General features: G+C 73.0%; 17 protein-coding genes. 10 read left to right on the top strand and 7 right to left on the bottom strand.

Annotation, left to right across the window (positions count from 1 at the left end; genetic code table 11):
• The first annotated feature begins 7 nt into the window (after positions 1 to 7).
• On the top strand, positions 8 to 1,072 hold the full coding sequence (locus ACWEVS_RS08710) for an NAD(P)-binding domain-containing protein (RefSeq protein WP_452550648.1): 1,065 nt from the start codon (positions 8 to 10) through the stop codon (positions 1,070 to 1,072).
• Positions 1,073 to 1,082: 10 nt separating this feature from the next.
• On the opposite strand, the gene ACWEVS_RS08705 is transcribed toward ACWEVS_RS08710, so the two are convergent.
• The gene (locus ACWEVS_RS08705; RefSeq protein ID WP_452550646.1) at positions 1,083 to 1,700 is read right to left on the bottom strand and encodes a DUF4396 domain-containing protein; all 618 of its coding nucleotides are present in this window, start codon (positions 1,698 to 1,700) and stop codon (positions 1,083 to 1,085) included.
• A gap of 140 nt (positions 1,701 to 1,840) precedes the next feature.
• On the opposite strand from ACWEVS_RS08705, the gene ACWEVS_RS08700 reads away from it, so the two are divergent.
• From ACWEVS_RS08700 to ACWEVS_RS08690, 3 genes are all read left to right on the top strand, one after another.
• A complete protein-coding gene (locus ACWEVS_RS08700) occupies positions 1,841 to 3,715 on the top strand; it encodes a protein kinase domain-containing protein (protein ID WP_452550644.1) in 1,875 nt (624 codons plus the stop codon).
• A 104-nt stretch (positions 3,716 to 3,819) separates the two neighbouring features.
• Complete coding sequence (locus ACWEVS_RS08695) at positions 3,820 to 4,812, top strand: coiled-coil domain-containing protein (RefSeq protein ID WP_449922535.1); 993 nt, start codon at positions 3,820 to 3,822, stop codon at positions 4,810 to 4,812.
• A 13-nt stretch (positions 4,813 to 4,825) separates the two neighbouring features.
• A complete protein-coding gene (locus ACWEVS_RS08690; protein ID WP_452550642.1) occupies positions 4,826 to 5,980 on the top strand; it encodes an aminotransferase class V-fold PLP-dependent enzyme in 1,155 nt (384 codons plus the stop codon).
• Positions 5,981 to 5,983: 3 nt separating this feature from the next.
• On the opposite strand, the gene ACWEVS_RS08685 is transcribed toward ACWEVS_RS08690, so the two are convergent.
• Complete coding sequence (locus tag ACWEVS_RS08685) at positions 5,984 to 6,907, bottom strand: pirin family protein (RefSeq protein WP_452415181.1); 924 nt, start codon at positions 6,905 to 6,907, stop codon at positions 5,984 to 5,986.
• Between the two features lie 2 nt (positions 6,908 to 6,909).
• A complete protein-coding gene (locus ACWEVS_RS08680) occupies positions 6,910 to 8,022 on the bottom strand; it encodes an MBL fold metallo-hydrolase (protein WP_452550640.1) in 1,113 nt (370 codons plus the stop codon).
• A 316-nt stretch (positions 8,023 to 8,338) separates the two neighbouring features.
• On the opposite strand from ACWEVS_RS08680, the gene ACWEVS_RS08675 reads away from it, so the two are divergent.
• The 3 genes from ACWEVS_RS08675 to ACWEVS_RS08665 all read left to right on the top strand — a co-directional run bounded on the left by ACWEVS_RS08675 (position 8,339) and on the right by ACWEVS_RS08665 (position 11,507).
• Positions 8,339 to 9,085, top strand: a complete 747-nt coding sequence (locus tag ACWEVS_RS08675; protein ID WP_452550639.1) for a hypothetical protein — start codon at positions 8,339 to 8,341, stop codon at positions 9,083 to 9,085.
• A 220-nt stretch (positions 9,086 to 9,305) separates the two neighbouring features.
• Complete coding sequence (locus ACWEVS_RS08670; RefSeq protein ID WP_452550637.1) at positions 9,306 to 10,175, top strand: Cgl0159 family (beta/alpha)8-fold protein; 870 nt, start codon at positions 9,306 to 9,308, stop codon at positions 10,173 to 10,175.
• A gap of 105 nt (positions 10,176 to 10,280) precedes the next feature.
• Positions 10,281 to 11,507: an MFS transporter gene (locus ACWEVS_RS08665; protein WP_452550635.1), complete on the top strand. Its 1,227-nt coding sequence runs from the start codon at positions 10,281 to 10,283 to the stop codon at positions 11,505 to 11,507.
• Between the two features lie 188 nt (positions 11,508 to 11,695).
• Here ACWEVS_RS08665 and ACWEVS_RS08660 read toward each other — a convergent pair whose 3' ends face one another.
• Complete coding sequence (locus ACWEVS_RS08660; RefSeq protein ID WP_452550633.1) at positions 11,696 to 12,022, bottom strand: hypothetical protein; 327 nt, start codon at positions 12,020 to 12,022, stop codon at positions 11,696 to 11,698.
• 145 nt (positions 12,023 to 12,167) lie between these two features.
• Between ACWEVS_RS08660 and ACWEVS_RS08655 the strand changes: the two genes are divergently transcribed.
• Together ACWEVS_RS08655 and ACWEVS_RS08650 are read left to right on the top strand one after the other, a co-directional pair.
• Complete coding sequence (locus tag ACWEVS_RS08655; RefSeq protein WP_452550631.1) at positions 12,168 to 13,328, top strand: cysteine desulfurase family protein; 1,161 nt, start codon at positions 12,168 to 12,170, stop codon at positions 13,326 to 13,328.
• A gap of 41 nt (positions 13,329 to 13,369) precedes the next feature.
• Positions 13,370 to 13,897, top strand: a complete 528-nt coding sequence (locus ACWEVS_RS08650) for a DinB family protein (RefSeq protein WP_449922524.1) — start codon at positions 13,370 to 13,372, stop codon at positions 13,895 to 13,897.
• Between the two features lie 13 nt (positions 13,898 to 13,910).
• Here the strand turns inward: ACWEVS_RS08650 and ACWEVS_RS08645 are convergent, their stop codons facing one another.
• Together ACWEVS_RS08645 and ACWEVS_RS08640 are read right to left on the bottom strand one after the other, a co-directional pair.
• Complete coding sequence (locus tag ACWEVS_RS08645; RefSeq protein ID WP_449922522.1) at positions 13,911 to 14,234, bottom strand: AzlD domain-containing protein; 324 nt, start codon at positions 14,232 to 14,234, stop codon at positions 13,911 to 13,913.
• Positions 14,231 to 14,908 (bottom strand): AzlC family ABC transporter permease, encoded by a 678-nt coding sequence (locus tag ACWEVS_RS08640; protein ID WP_449922521.1) that lies wholly within the window; start codon positions 14,906 to 14,908, stop codon positions 14,231 to 14,233. The genes ACWEVS_RS08645 and ACWEVS_RS08640 overlap by 4 nt, the downstream gene beginning before the upstream one ends.
• A gap of 66 nt (positions 14,909 to 14,974) precedes the next feature.
• Here ACWEVS_RS08640 and ACWEVS_RS08635 point away from each other — a divergent pair, with 66 nt between their 5' ends.
• The gene (locus ACWEVS_RS08635) at positions 14,975 to 15,529 is read left to right on the top strand and encodes a helix-turn-helix domain-containing protein (RefSeq protein WP_452550629.1); all 555 of its coding nucleotides are present in this window, start codon (positions 14,975 to 14,977) and stop codon (positions 15,527 to 15,529) included.
• Positions 15,530 to 15,545: 16 nt separating this feature from the next.
• On the opposite strand, the gene ACWEVS_RS08630 is transcribed toward ACWEVS_RS08635, so the two are convergent.
• A complete protein-coding gene (locus tag ACWEVS_RS08630; RefSeq protein WP_449922517.1) occupies positions 15,546 to 15,980 on the bottom strand; it encodes a sensor histidine kinase in 435 nt (144 codons plus the stop codon).
• Positions 15,981 to 15,992: the final 12 nt, after the last annotated feature.

The following is a 15,992-nucleotide window of genomic DNA, read 5'->3' as shown; positions in this document are numbered from 1 at the left end:
GTTGGTGATGGACGTGAACGAGACCGACGTCGTGGTGATCGGAGCGGGCCAGGCGGGCCTGTCCAGCGCCTACTTCCTGGACCGCTTCGGCCTGGGCCCCGTGGTGCTCGACGCCGCCGAGGGGCCGGGCGGCGCGTGGCGGCACCGCTCGCCCTCGCTGACCATGAGCAAGGTGCACGGCATCTTCGACCTGCCCGGAGTCCACCGGGAGCCGTCCGCCGACGGGCTCGCGCCCGCCGCGCTGGTCGTCCCCGAGTACTACGGCGCCTACGAGCGGCAGGTGGGGCTGACCATCGTGCGGCCCGCCCAGGTGAGCGCGGTGCGGCGCGGCGCCGGCGACAGGCTCGTGGTCCCGTCCGGCGCGGGGGAGTGGGCGGCCAGGGCGGTGGTCAACGCCACCGGCACGTGGACGCGCCCCTACTGGCCCTACTACCCGGGAGGAGCGGGCTTCCTCGGCAGGCAGCTCCATTACGCCGCCTACCGTGGACCGGCGGAGTTCACCGGCCGCAGGGTCGTCGTGGTGGGCGGCGGCGCCTCGGCGATGCACGTGCTGTCCGAGCTGGGCGGCGTCGCGGCCGGCACGCTGTGGGTCACCCGCCGCCCGCCGGTCTGGCGCGACGACGACTTCGGCGAGGGGGCGCGCAGGGAGGCGGTGGCCAAGGTCGAGGAGCGGGTACGGCAGGGCCTGCCGCCGCGGAGCGTGGTCAGTGTGACCGGCCTCGGCCACACCCCCGTCGTGCTCGAGGCGATGGAGAAGGGCACCCTGCACCGGCTGCCGATGTTCGCCAGGATCGAGCCGGACGGGGTGGCCTGGGCCGACGGCCGGTTCGAGCCCGCCGACACGATCGTGTGGGCGACCGGCTTCCGCTCGGCGCTCGACCACCTGGCCCCGCTACGGCTGCGCACGCCCGGCGGGGGCATCCAGGTCGACGGCACCCAGGCGGTCGCGGAGCCGCGCCTGCAACTGGTCGGCTACGGCCCCTCGGCCAGCACGGTCGGCGCCAACCGCGCGGGCCGTACCGCCGCCGTGAACGTGCGCAGGTTCCTCGGGGCCGCCAGGGTCGCCGCCTGACCGGCGGATCTCAGTGGTAGGCGTGCACCACCGCGTGGCCCTTGCCCTTGCCGATGAGCCACTTGTTGATCGGCGTCGTCACCAGGAAGGCAATCGCGAACGCCACCGCCAGCGCCCCCCAGAACAGGCCCGTGGCCAGCCCCGCGTCCATCGCGCCCGGGATGACGAGCATGACGCCGTTGTCCACGATCTCCATCACCACGATGGAGACCGTGTCGGCGGCCAGGGCCACCCGCAGCGCGCGCCCCCAGCTCAGCCCGGCCCTGCGCACGGGGATCATGGTGAGCAGGTAGCCGAACACGAAGGCCAGGGCGATGGCCAGGGCGATCGTCGGCGCGTTCGACCAGCTCAGGGCGGTGCCGATCACCATGCCGAGCACCTCTCCGATGGCGCATCCGGTGAGGCAGTGCAGGGTCGCCGTGGCGGCCATGCCCCAGGAAACGCCACCGCCGTGCGCGGCATGGCTGCCGTGCGCGGCATGGCTGCCGTGCCCGGCATGACTGCCGTGCTCAGCATGACTGCCGTGCCCGGCATGATGGTCGTGCCCCGCTTCGTGCTCGTGCGCGGCGTGGCGGGCGGGCGCGGCATGATGGCCGTGCGTGCCGTGATGGTCATGCGCATCGTGCATGTCGGACATTTCATACTCCGTCAGCGTCCAGGGGGAGAGGGGTACGGGTGCCCCCTATAGGTAATCGGCACAGGGTACTACAGCGCATAGTTCGACAACGGATCTCGACATGGTGTGGGACGGCGGGTTAACGTCCGGGCATGCAGGTGCCTGGCTACACCGAGATCAGGGAGCTTGGCCACGGCGGCACGGGGCGGGTCATGCTGGCCCTTCGCGACACCGACCGATTACCCGTCGCGATCAAGCACCTGTCCGACCCCGAACTGGTCGATCGATTCAGGACCGAGGCCGCGCTCGTCGCCGGCCTGGACAACCCGCACATCGCCCGCCTGCTGGAGTACGTCGAGGGTGACCGGGGCGCCGCGATCGTCATGGAACTCGTCGACGGAGTCACCCTGCGCCGGCTGCTCACGCGCGAGGGCGCGACCGGCCCCGAGGCCGCCATGACCGTGCTGAAGGGCGCGCTGCTCGGGCTGGCCGAGGCGCACCGCGCGGGCGTCGTGCACCGCGACTTCAAGCCCGAGAACGTGATCGTCACCTCGGACGGCGACAGCCGCCTCGTCGACTTCGGCCTCGCCGGCGCGTGCGGACAGAGCGGCCCGCCGGCCGGCACCCCGCCGTACATGGCGCCCGAACAGTGGAACGAGGCCCCCGCGAGCCCCGCCACCGACGTCTACGCCGCGACCGTGGTGTTCTACGAATGCCTCACCGGGCGCCGTCCCTTCGACGGCCCGACCACGGCCGCCCTCGCCTACCAGCACCAGTACCTGACGCCGCCGCTGCGTGACGTGGCCGAACCGGTCAGGGCGCTCGTCGGGCACGGCCTGGCGAAGGACCCCGCCGCCCGGCCCGCCTCGGCCGAGGCGTTCATCGCCGAACTGGAGGCCACCGCGGCCGCCGCCTACGGCGAGGACTGGGAACGGCGCGGCCGTACCGGTCTGGCGGCGCTCACCGTGCCGTGCACCACGCTCTTCCCGCTGGCCGGGCCCACCATCGCCGAGACAACCAGCACGCTGGCGCGGACCACCCTCGCGCCCGCGGGCAAGCTGGCGGTGACGGCCGCCGTGACCGTGGCCACGATCGCCGCGGTGCTCGCCACCTTCACGATCTGGCGGGACCCGCCGGCGGAACCGCTGTCCGGACGCCGCCCGACGACCGGCCCTGCGGCCCTGCCCGCCCCTGCCTCCGGTACGGCGGCGCCGGCCGTCCCGGACCCCGACACGCGCCCCGGGCGGCCCGGTGAACCGGAGTGGCCGGCCGAGCCGCGGCCCGCGGACACCGCGCACCGGCAGCCTCCCGGTGTCACGGACCCGCCGCCGGCCCGGCCCAGCCCGCCGCCCGCCACCCCCGGCCGGCGCCCCACGCGCACCCCTGATCCCGGACCGACCCGCACCTCTGATCCTGGACCGACCCGCACCAGGGCCCCCGAACCCAGCCGCATCCCGGCGCCCGAACCCACCCGCACGCGCACCGCCGCCCCCGAACCGACCCGCGCCAGGACCACCCCGCCGGCCGATCCCGCGACCTCCGCTCCGGCCGATCCGGGGCCGGGGCAGCAGGGATCGGGTGACCCGGGGCCGGGCGACCAGGGGTCCGGTGATCCGAACCCGGGTGATCCCGGAACGGGTGGGCCGAACCCGGGCGACTCCGGTTCCGGTGGCTCGGGTTCCGGTGATACGGGCTCCGGCGACTCGGGCTCCGGTGACACGGGCTCCCGTGACACGGGTTCCGGCGGCCAGGCGACCACGCCCGCCGGGCGCCCGATCGTGTCCGCCGAGGTGTCGGTCTCGGTCGAGGTCCCCCTGCTGGGCGGCGAGGGTGACGGCCTCGTCAACGCGGGACTCGGGGTCACGGTCGGCTCCGGACTGCTCGGCGGCGCGGCCTTCCCCGGCGTGCTGCTGCTCGGCCGCCGGATGGCCGTCACCCGCCGTCGCCGTCGCCTGGCGCCGTCGTCCGGGGCCGCCGCGGACCGTGGGCGGGCCGGCGGCGCGGCCCGTGAGCAACCGTGGCCCTGACGCGGCGTCAGGGCCGAATGCCGCACATCTGACCGGATCCTCTACTATCGTCCATCGGACAGAACGGCGCTCTCCCCGCGCCATCCCCCGGACGAAGGAGAAGCGTGGCGGTTGCGGCCCCCGGCGACCGGCGGCGCGCCCCGCTCCGCATCGTGCTCGCGGCCGGTCTGGCGGTGACCATGCCCCTGGCGTCGCCACCGGCCGAAGCGTGGGCCAAGCCCAGGCCGAGCGTCAAGCAGCTCAAGAAAGAGCTGGCCGCGCTGCAGAAGAAGTCCGACAAGCTCATCACCGAGTACTACAGCAGCCGCGTCGAGCTGCAGAAGGTGGAGAAGGTCGAGAAGACCGCCCGCGAGCGGCTGAAGGTCGCCCAGGCCGACTTCGACAGGGAGTCGGCGCAGCTGCGCCTCATGGCCACCGAGCAGTACATGTCGGGCGGGCTCGGCATCGTCCCCGCCTTGCTCGGCCAGGTCGACCTCGACGGCATGGCCGTGCTGACGGCGATCGGCGAGGAGCAGGGCGCGCGCCTCGAGGGGTTCACGCGGGTACGCGACGAGCACCGGCAGGCCAAGACCGACGCCGAGCGGCGGGCCGACGAGCTGGGCGCGCGGATCAAGGAGCTCGAGGTCCAGAAGAAGGACGCCGAGAAGGTCATCGCGAAGATCAAGGACAGGATCGACCTCCTCTACCCGACGCCCGGCGTGCGCAGGCCCGACGGGTCGTGGGTGCCGCAGCTGCCCTCGGGTCCCGACAACATCACGCCGAGGATGCGGCTGGTCAAGAAGCTCATCGCGGAGCGGTTCGGCGTGCCGTACGGGATCGGGTGCTACCGGACCATCCAGGACGGCGGCGAGCATCCGCTCGGGCGCGCCTGCGACTTCATGCTGAGCCGCGGCGGCGCCATGCCGTCGGCCCAGGAGGCGCAGCGCGGCCACGAGATCTCCGCCTGGGTGGTCAAGAACGCCGAACGGCTCGGCATCATGTACGTGATCTACCGGCAGCGGATCTGGCACGTCAGGACCAAGACCTGGCGCACGATGTCGAACAGGGGCGGAACCACCGCCAACCACTACGACCATCCGCACATCTCGGTGTATTGATAGCGTGTGACATGTGATCGACATTGACAAGGCGCGTGCGGAGACCCCTGGCTGCGCGCATGTGATCCATTTCAACAACGCCGGCGCGGCACTGCCCCCGCGCGTCGTCATGGACACCGTCAAGGAACACCTCGACCTGGAGTCGGCCATCGGCGGCTACGAGGCCAAGGACCGGGAGGCCGAGCGGCTGGAGGGCTTCTACGGCTCCGTCGCCACCCTGCTCGGCGCCCACCGCGACGAGATCGCCTACGTCGAGAACGCCACCCGCGCCTGGGACATGGCCTTCTACGGCATCCCCTTCCAGGAGGGCGACAGGATCCTGACGACCACCAGCGAGTACGTCAGCAACGGCATCGCCTTCCTCCAGATCGCCCGCTCGCGCGGCGTCACCGTCGAGGTGATCCCCGACGACGCCGACGGCACCATCGACCTCGACCGCCTGGAGTCCGAGCTGGGCAGGGGCGGCGTGCGCCTGGTGGCCATCAACCACGTGCCCACCCACAACGGCCTGGTCAGTCCCGCCGCCGAGGTCGGCAGGCGGTGCAGGGACGCCGGCGTGCTCTACCTCCTCGACGCCTGCCAGTCCGTCGGCCAGATCGCCCTCGACGTCGACGAGATCGGCTGCGACTTCCTGTCCGCCACCGGGCGCAAGTTCCTGCGCGGCCCGCGCGGCACCGGTTTCCTCTACGCGCGGCGCAGCGCGATGCGCGGCCTCGAGCCGCCCTTCCTCGACCTGCACGCGGCCAGCTGGGTGACCCCCACGACCTACGAGATCCGCGACAGCGCCCTCAGGTTCGAGACGTGGGAGCGCTACTTCGCCGGCCAGCTCGGACTCGGCGCGGCCGTCGACTACGCGCTGGCGATCGGTCTGGAGGAGATCGAGGCCAGGGTGGCCGAACTGGCCGAGACCCTGCGCGCGGGACTGGCCGGCAAGCCCGGCGTGACCGTGCACGACCGCGGCGCCAGGCGTTCGGGCATCGTCACCTTCACCGTGGCGGGCCAGGACAGCACCGCGGTGAAGCTGCGGCTGCGCGAGCAGGGCATCAACGTCAGCGCCACCGAGCCCGACCAGCGTTTCGACACCGTGTCGCCCGGGTCGGCCGTGCGCGCCTCGGTGCACTACTACAACACCGAGGACGAGATCGGCCGCCTGCTCGAGGCCCTGTGACGGCTAGCGGGTCCGGCCGCGCGGCTTGAGACGGGCCGTGGGGAGGGCGGGAGCGCGCAACGGGTCGCCGTCGAACCCGGTGACCCGGCCGAAGAGCGTGCCCTCCGCCCACTCCTTGCGGAAGGTCTCGATCTCCTCGTGCGTGCGGCCGACGAAGTTCCACCACATCACGATCTCCTCCTCGAACGGCACGCCGCCGATCAGCAGCAGCCGCCCGGTGCCCGACACCCGCAGCGCGGACCGGCCGAGCCCGAGATACAGCAGCGGCCCGGCGGGCAGCGCCTCGCCGTCGACGGTCAGCGTGCCGTCCAGGGTCAGCGCCGCGTGCTCGAAGTCGGGCCGGATCGGCAGCTCGGCCGTGCCGTCGACCGACACCTCGACGCCGACCAGCGGCGTGTAGGTGCTCGCGGGGGAGGCGGCGCCGCCGAAGGAACCCATGAGGACCGTCGCCGCGTGTCCGGGCCCACGCACCACCGGCAGGTCGCCGTGGTGCTCGAAGTGCGGTGCCATGTGGCGCGCCGCCTCGGGCAGCGCCACCCACAGCTGCACGCCGTGCAGCTCCGTCCGCGGCGACTCCTCCGAGTGGGAGATGCCGCGCCCGGCCGTCATCAGGTTGAGCTGGCCCGGCCGTACCGGCTGGAGGCTGCCGAGGCTGTCACGGTGGAGCACCTCGCCTGCCACGAGCCAGGTGACGGTCTGCAGGCCGGTGTGCGGATGCGGCGGCACCCGCATCCGGGCCGTCTCGGGGCCGTACTGGTCGACGAAGCACCACGCGCCCACCATGCGCCGCCCCACGGCGGGCAGGGTGCGGGTGACCGTCATCGCGCGCGGCCCGCCGAGCGCGACCTCGTGCCCTCGCACCAGCTCGCGGACGGGCTCGCCCGCCGCGCACACCGTCTCCTGCGGGTTGGGTTCGATGTTGCTCACGCCTACGACTGTACGGCCTGCCACCAGGCGTCGACCGCCGGCACCGAGGCGGTGTCGACCAGCTCGCCGGGGCGCGGGACCACGATCGAGACGTCGCGCGCCTTGGCCTCGCGCCACAGCCGGTCGACCGGCTCCGACCACGGGTGCAGGGCCAGGGTGAACGTCGCCCAGTGCACCGGCAGCAGCACCGAGCCGCCCAGGTCGACGTGGGCGTTCACCGCCTCCTCCGGGTTCATGTGGATGTCGGGCCATGCTGGGCTGTAGGCGCCGATCGGCATGAGCGTGAGGTCGAACGGGCCGTGGTCCGCGCCGATCGTGGCGTATCCCTCGAAGTAGCCCGAGTCGCCGGCGTAGAAGACCCTGCGCCGGGCGCCCGCGACCACCCACGAACCCCACAGCGTGTCGTTGCGGGTCACAGACCGGCCGGAGAAGTGGCGGGCGGCCGTCGAGACGAAACGCAGCCCCGCGACGATCGCCTCCTCCTCCCAGTCCAGCTCGATGATCCGGTACAGCGGCACGCCCCATCGCTCCAGGTGCGCGCCGATGCCGAGCGGCACCAGGAACGGCGCCTTGGAGATGCGGGTGAGCCGGCGCACCGTCGCCAGGTCCAGGTGGTCGTAGTGGTCGTGCGAGATGACGATCGCGTCGAGCTTCGGCACCTCCTCGATGGCGACGGGCACCGGGTGGTGCCGCCGCGGGCCGACGAACGGCGTGGGGGAGACCCGCCTGCTCCACACCGGGTCGAACAGCACCCGCCTGCCCTCGATCTCCACGAGCGTGGAGGCGTGGCCGTACCAGACGACGCTCAGCCCGGTCGGCGACGGAGCCGTGGCGGCGGGCGTGCGCAGCGGGATCGGGCCGGGGGGACGGCGCGACTCGCGGTCCCTCATCAGCTCGCGCAGCAGGCCGGGGGACGGCGCGCCCACCCTGGTCGGCTCCGGCATGGGGTTGTAGAAGACGCCGTCCCTGAACTGCCGCGAGCGGCGGATCCTGCCGGCCCGCTCCTCGCCCGAGGTCAACGGCCGGACGCCCAGCTCCGCGGGCACGTCGCGCAACGCCCAGCCCGCCGCGGCCAGCGCCGCCCCACCCGCGAGCAATCGGCCCACTGTCCGCATCGCCGCCATCGCTCACCCTCCACAAGCCAGTATCTCCGGGACAACCACCGCCGGAGGATCACATGTTCCCGGTTAGGACGATATATCGCGATATGTTCGCCCGCGCGGCCGAACCTGAGACCACTCTCAGCAGGAAGGGCCGGGCGGATCCCCGCCTGCGAACCCCTGCCGAGGGATCCGGCCTCGGGGAACGCTCGCCCCCGGTGGCTGCAGGAGATGGACTGGCCTCACGCGCGCACCGGACGCCGACCGCGGAGATCACCAGTGCCCCGTGAGACGATGGCGGAACGGGGACCCGCCGCGAGGGGGCACCAGGATGGACACCACCGTCACCGAGGTCGCGCCGGACGTCTACCGGATGTCCACGTTCATCCCTGACGCCGGCATCATGTTCAACCAGTACCTGATCGACGCCGAGGAGCCGCTGCTGTTCCACACCGGGCTGCGCGCGCTGTTCCTCCCGGTGTCGGCGGCCGTCGACCGCCTCATCGGTCTGGAGCGGCTGCGCTGGATCACCTTCGGTCACGTCGAGGCCGACGAGTGCGGATCGATGAACGCCTGGCTGGCCGCCGCGCCCCGGGCCCAGGTGGCGCACGGCCGCGTGGGGTGCCTGGTGTCGGTGAACGACCTCGCCGACCGGCCGCCCCGGCCGCTGGCCGACGGCGAGGTCATGGACCTGGGCGGCAGGCGGGTACGGCGGATCGAGACGCCGCACGTCCCGCACGGCTGGGACGCGGGCCTGTTCTACGAGGAGACCGCCGGCACCCTGCTGTGCGGCGACCTGTTCACCGCGATGGGCCCGGCGCCCGCCATGACCGACAAGGAGATCGTCAGCCCCGCGCTGGCGGCGGAGGACGCCTACGGCGCGACCTGTCTCACCCCGTCCACCGGTCCCACCATGCGCGCGCTGGCCGGGCTGGAGCCGACGGCGCTCTGCCTCATGCACGGGCCCGTCTACCACGGCGACTGCGGGTCGGCGCTGCGCGACCTGGCGGGGGCCTACGAGTCTCGGCTCTCCCTCGAGGGCGTGCGCCTGCACGGACCCATCACGCCGACCGGCTAGAGGACGACCGAAGGTCCCGGTCGCTGCCTGCCCCGGGTGGGACGGGCGCCCTTCCGTGCCGGTTCGGAGCGCCGCCCGACCTCCGCGTTCCGCGGCTCGCAGGGTGCGGACCACGTCGCCCGGCCGTCGATCCGCTTCGCATTGACTCGGGGTTTGCCGGCTGATAAGTCTTGTCAGGACAAAACTATGTCCTGACAAGCTGCCCCTTTGGAGGAGCGCCGTGGCTGCCAGGGTGGCCGAGATCGTGCGGACACGCGTGCACAACCCCGAGGCGATCGCCGAGGCCGCGAGGCTTCGCATACCGGCGCCCTCCGTGCTGGGCGAGCACGGCCGAGTGATGATCATCGCCGCGGACCATCCAGCGCGCGGCGCGCTCGGCGCGGGCGGCGATCCGATGGCCATGGCGGATCGGGGCGATCTCCTGGACCGGCTCTGCGTGGCGCTGGAACGTCCAGGCGTCACCGGCGTGATGGGCACCGCCGACATCCTGGAAGACCTGCTGCTGCTGGGCGTCCTGGACGGCAAGTCGGTCTTCGGGTCCATGAATCGCACCGGCTTGGCCGGCTCGTCGTTCGAGATCGACGACCGTTTCACCGGCTACGACGCGGAGACCATCGCGGCCATGGGCTTCGACGGGGGCAAGACGCTGACGAGGATCGCGCTGGACGACGCCGCCACGCCTTCGGTGCTGGAGAACACCGCGCGGGCGGTGAACGAGCTCAACGACCGCAAGCTGATCGCGATGGTCGAGCCGTTCATCTCCCGGTGGATCGACGGCAGGATCCGCAACGACCTGTCACCGGAGGCCGTGATCCGGTCGATCGTCATCGCGTGCGGGCTGGGTCGGCGCAGCGCCTACACCTGGCTGAAACTCCCCGCCATCGACGACATGACCCATGTCCTGGCGTCCTCGACCCTGCCGGTGTTGCTGCTCGGCGGCGACGGCACCGATACCGAGCGGATTTTCGACCGATGGAAACGTGCGCTGAGGATGCCGACGGCGCTCGGCCTGGTACCCGGCCGGTCGCTTCTCTATCCGGCCGACGGAGACGTGGCGGGCGCCGTTGACCGGGCCGTCAGCCTGTTGTAGGCGGGTTCCGGAGTGTCCTCGAAGCCGCCCGGCGCATGTTCGCGTCCGCCACGTCAGCGCTCGTCGAGTTCGCGCTCCGGGCGGAGAAGCCGGGGGACTGGCATCGTGCGGCTCATACCGGCGGCCATCGATCTGACGGCACTGCGCAATCCCGCCTTCCGGATGATCGCGCTGGCGCAGCTCGGCTTCGTGGTGGGCGAGCAGGTCCTCGCGGTCGCCGTCACCGTCTCCGTGCTCAGCGCCGGGGGCGACGCGGCCACGGTCGGCGTCGTGCTCGCCGCCAAAGGCGTCGCGTCGTTGTGCCTGCTCCTGGTAGGGGGAGTCTGGTCCGATCGCCTGTCGCGACGGCGGATCCTGACCGTCATGCTCGCCGTCGACGCCGCCGCGGCGAGCGTGCCCATCGTCGTGGGCGGGCACACCGTCGCCGTGTGGCTGCCGGCCACCGTCCTGTTCGTGGTCGGCGCCGCCGAGGCGTTCATCCGGCCCGCGTTCAACGCCATCCTGGCGGGCTCGCTGGACGAGGACCGGCGGATGTCCGGCCGGGCCCTGGTCAACATCTGCACCCGGGTGGGGGTCATCACCGGTCCGGTGGTCGGCACGCTGCTCGCCGGCGGGAGCCGGGTCCTTCCCTTCGTGCTGGCGGCGCTCGTGTTCGCCGCCGCCGCGCTCGCCCTCCGCGGGGTCGCGGAGCCGTCATGGACGCCGGTCGCCCGCCGTTCCCTCCTCAAGGAGGCGACGGCGGGATTCGCCGAGGCGGGGCGCCGGCCGTGGCTGACGGCCCTGCTCCTGTTCTCCCCGGTCAGCCTCATGTTCGTGATCGCGCCCAGCCAGGTGCTCCTGCCCGTGCTGAGCCGGGACATGTTCGGCTCCTACACGGCGTACGGCACGGCCCTCGCGTGCTACGGCGCCGGCGGGCTGATCAGCAGCGTCACGATGATGGCCTGGCGCCCCCGGCGCTCGGGAGTCGTGGCCATGTGCTCGATGTCGCTGTATGCCCTCGTCCCTCTCGGCCTGCTGTACGCCCCTTCGATCTGGGTGCTCTTCTGCTGTTACCTCATCGCCGGCTTCGGCGTGGAGACGTACGCCCTGTGCTGGGACGTCGCGATGTACCGCGAGGTACCCGACCACCTGATCGGGCGGATCACCTCGCTGGCCTGGCTCGCCACCTTCGGCCTCATGCCGTTCGGCCAGGCGGTGACCGGGCCGCTGACGAACCTGACCGGCGACCAGGCCGTCCTTCTGGGCGCGGCGGGGCTCGTGCTGGTGATCCCGCCATGCCTGCTCCTCGTCCCTGGGATGACCTACCTGCGAGGCACGCGCACGCCGGGGTAGCGGCCGGCTGGACCGGGCAGCGGGGGTGGCGTTCCGCGGGCGCGAGCGCCGCATGCCGCGCGGGGCCGCGTCATCCGGTGATCGTCACCGTCCTGTGCACCGTTCGGGGTAGGGGCTGCACCGAACGGTGTACGCCAGGCGCCGGTGGAGGGCCGCCGCGCCCTCGCGGGCACGGCGGGAGGGGACCGTCAGCGGATCACCCGGCACACCAGGGCGTCGGAGGTGCCGCGGAAGGCGCTCATGACCACGTCGGTCGTGAGGAACTTGCAGGCCAGGTACGGGTCACCGGACCCGGCGTACTGCAGGCCGCCGCCGGGGGCGCTGCCGTAGCACCGCAGGCCGCTCGACTCGTAGAAGCCGATCCAGGTGGAGGAGGAGACCTTGGCGCGGCAGTAGTCGCCGATCGAGAGAGGGCCGAAGGGGACGTCGACGACGGCGGCGGAGTGGGCGGGGGTGGCGAGGGTGACCAGCGCGGCGCACAAGCCGGCGGCCAGGACGAGGGGGCGGAGACGCATGTGTGCTCCAATGGGGGGAGAGGGACGGTCGAGTCCACTCTTTATAAAGAAACTTTCCTAAGCAATAGCTTGACTTCCCGGAGGGAGCCCCTCCTGGTACGTTCGGCCGGGATCGCGATCTTCATCCGCTCCCGAGGAGGCCGCCATGACGCATCCCGCGCTCGCGGGCGCGCCCGTCTACCTGGACTACAACGCCACCACCCCGGTGGACCCCGAAGCGCTGGAGGCGGCGCTGCCGTACCTGACGGCCCACTTCGGCAACCCCTCCAGCGGCCACGCCTACGCCCGCGCGCCGCGCGCGGCCCTCGACCGTGCCCGCCGGCAGGTGGCCGAGCTGCTCGGCGCCGAGCCCTCGGAGGTGATCTTCACCGGCGGCGGCTCCGAGGCCGACGCCCTGGCCGTCCGCGGCGCCGCCCTGGCCGTCCGCGCCGGCGACCCCGGGCGGCGGCGGGTCGTCGCGCCGGCCACCGAGCACCCCGCCGTGCTGCGGTCCTGCGACGGCCTGCGGGCCGAGGGCTTCATCGTGACGCCGCTGCCGGTGGACGGCCACGGCCGCGTCGATCCCGGCGACCTGCGCGCGGCCGTGCGGCAAGGGGACACCGCGCTGGTGTCGGTCGCCTATGGCAACAGCGAGACCGGCACGATCCAGCCGATCGCCGAGCTGGCCGCCGTCGCGCGGGAGAGCGGGGCGCTGTTCCACACCGACGCCGCCCAGGCCGTCGGGAAGGTGGCCGTCGATGTGGCGGCGCTCGGTGTGGACCTGCTGACCGTGGTCGGCCACAAGATGTACGCCCCGAAGGGGGTGGGCGCGCTGTACGTGCGTGCCGGCACCCCGCTTCGTCCCGTCATCCCCGGCGGCGGCCAGGAGCGCGGCCTGCGGGCCGGCACGGAGAACGTCGCCTTCGCCGCCGCCCTGGGCCAGGCCGCCGAGACCGCCCGGCGCGAGCTGCCCGGCAGCGCCGTACGGCTGGCCGCGCTGCGCGACCTGCTGCAGGCGGAGCTGGAGGCCCGGCTGCCGGGCCGCGTGCGCCTCAACGGTCACCCGGACGCGCGCCTGCCCGGCACGCTGAACGTCAGCATCGACGGCACCAGCGGCCGTGCCCTGCTGGCCGCCGTGCCTGAGATCGCCGCCTCCACCGGCTCGGCCTGCCACGAAGGCGTCGACGCCCCCTCGCCCGTGCTGCTGGCCATGGGACTGCCGCCGGAGCGCGCGCTGGCCGCGCTGCGGCTGTCGCTGGGCCGCTGGAGCACCGAGCAGGAGGTACGGCACGCCGCCACGCTGATCGCCAAGGCGGCCGCGGGATAATCGGTGGTAGTCCCCCCGCCGTCGCTGCCAGACTCCCGCGCATGACTGTGGCCCGTATCGACCTCCTCCTGCGCCAGCTCGACATCGCCTGGGCGCTGTTCGACCACCACCTCAAGGACATCGACGACGCGCTGTGCCTGTGGGAGCCGGCGCCGCACTGCTGGAGCGTGCGTCAGGACGGTCGGGGCCGGTGGGTGGCCGACTGGCAGGTGCCCGAGCCTGACCCGGTGCCGGCGGTCACGATCGGCTGGCTGACCTGGCACATGGGCTTCTGGTGGACGACCACGCTCGGGCACTGCTTCGGCGACGGCGCGCCACCGCGCGAGGAGATCATCTGGCCGGGTGGCGCCGCCGCGGCGGCCGAGTGGCTGCGCGGGCTGAAGGCGGACTGGCAGGAGCGGCTGTCGTCGCTGACCGACGCCGACCTCGACTCCGCCGACCGGACCGCCGGGCTGTGGGGGCAGGAGCAGACGCTGGCCGACGTGGCGGGCTGGCTCAACGTGGAGCTGACCAAGAACGTCGCCGAGATCGGCCTGGTGTGCATCCTCCATGGAGCACGAGCGCGGTGACCGCGGCCGGCGGTCATGGCACGCCGAGCAGCCGCAGCCCCGCGGTGACGGCGGCCGCGGACAGGACGATCACCAGGAAGGGCGCCCTGCGCCAGGCGAGCACCCCGGCGACCGCGACCCCCGCCACCCTGGCGACGCCCGCCAGACCCCCCTTCTCGGTCAGGGTCGTCGTGGCCACCAGCGCGGCCAGCAGGACGACGGCGCCCGCCGCCATGAGCCGCTCCATCCGGGGCGGGAAGGTGACACGGTCACGCAGCAGGGGGCCGGCCAGCCGGAAGGCGAACGTGCCCGCGGCGAGCACCAGCGCCGCGGCCACCAGCACGACGGGGCTGTTCATCGGGAGGCCTCCGCGCGCGTGGCGATGAGCGCCAGCCCGGCCAGCGAGAGCAGCACGGGCAGCCCCGCGGGCAGGAACGGCGTGGCGGCCAGGGCGACGACGACGCCGGCCAGCGCCGCGTGGCGCTTGTCCCTGTCCCGCAGGGCCGGCAGGACCAGCGCCAGCAGGACGGCCGGGAACATCGCGTCGAGCCCCAGCGCCCCGGTGTCGTCGATGAGGGCCCCGGCCAGGCCGCCGGTCACGGCGCCGAGCGGCCAGCAGATCAGGATGCCGATCCCGCAGGCCCAGTAGGCGGCCCGCTTCCGCGCGGGCTCCTCCTGCGAGAGGGCGAAGACGACCGACTCGTCGTTCATGAGGTGGGTGCCGAGCAGCCGCCGCCAGCCGCGCCCGAGCACGTCGGGCAGGGCCAGCCCGAACGGCAGGTGGCGCGCGTTGACCGCGAGCCCGGCCACCACCGCGGCGATGGGACTGCCGCCCGCCGCGATGATCCCGATGAACAGGAACTCGGAGCCCGCGGCCAGTACGAGCAGGCCGAGGATCGCCGGCAGCCACAGCGGGAAGCCGGCCGCCACGGCGGTCGCCCCGTAGGAGATGCCGACCACACCGATCGCCAGGCTCACCAGCGCGATGTCGCGCAGCAGCCCGCGGTCGAGTGTTCGTACTATCGAACGCATGGAGTCCAGAATGAACACTTCTGTCCGTGTTCGTCAAATCGAACGGCCGGATGATATTCTGAACACATGGAGCGGGACGTTCCCATGAAATCCATCGCGGCCGCCCTGCGCCGCGAGCGCGGCGCCGCCGGCCTGTCCCTCACCGAGGTGGCCCGCCGGGCCGGCATCGCCAAGTCGACCCTTTCCCAGCTGGAGTCCGGACAGGGCAATCCCAGCCTCGAGACCCTGTGGGCGCTGTCGACGGCGCTGAACGTGCCGTTCTCCCAGATCATCGACCCGCCCCGGCCGCGGGTCCGGGTGATCAGGTCGGACGAGGGCGTGGCGGTCGCCTCGGCGCAGGCCGACTACCGGGCCGTCCTGCTGGCCGCCAGCCCCCCGGCCGCCCGCCGCGACATCTACCGCATCGAGGCCGAACCCGGCACCGTGCGCTCCTCCGATCCCCACATGCCCGGCGTCATCGAGCACGTCGTCCTGGCCACCGGCCGGGCGCTGGTGGGCGTCGTCGACGAGCCGGTGGAGCTGCGTCCCGGCGACTACATCTCCTATCCGGGAGACCTGCCGCACGTCTTCGAGGCGCTGGAGCCGTCGACCAGCGGGATCCTGATCTCCGAGCACACCTGACGGCCCGCCCGCCTCGCTAGAGGCCGCGCAGGGCGGCACGCGGGATCACCCCGCTGACCGTCGTGCCGCCGCCGAGGGTGCTGGTGACGGTGCAGCGTCCGCCCACGGACGCCAGGTGCGCGCGCATCGCGACGATCCCGCGGCCGGCGGCCGGCCCGACGAAACCCCTTCCCTCGTCGCTGACCGTGAGGCGCAGCCCCTTGTCGCCCACGGTCACGGCGACGGAGACGACCCGCGCGCCGCTGTGCTTCTCGACGTTGGACAGCGCCTCGGCGAAGCAGCCCAGAACCGCCTCGACCACCCGCCTGGGCACCCGCTCGGAGGGCAACGCCCAAGTCTCGACGGCGATCCCGGTACGCCGCGACCACTCGGCCAGCTGGTGGTCGAGCTCGCCTGCGAGGTCCGTGGCGCGCCGCTGGACGATGCCGCGCAGATGCTTGCGTCTTTCCATGGGTTTCCCGGT

It is taken from the genome of Nonomuraea sp. NPDC003754, assembly GCF_053605785.1.
Note: the sequence above shows the minus strand (reverse complement) of the source record. Positions and strands in the feature narration are given on the sequence as shown.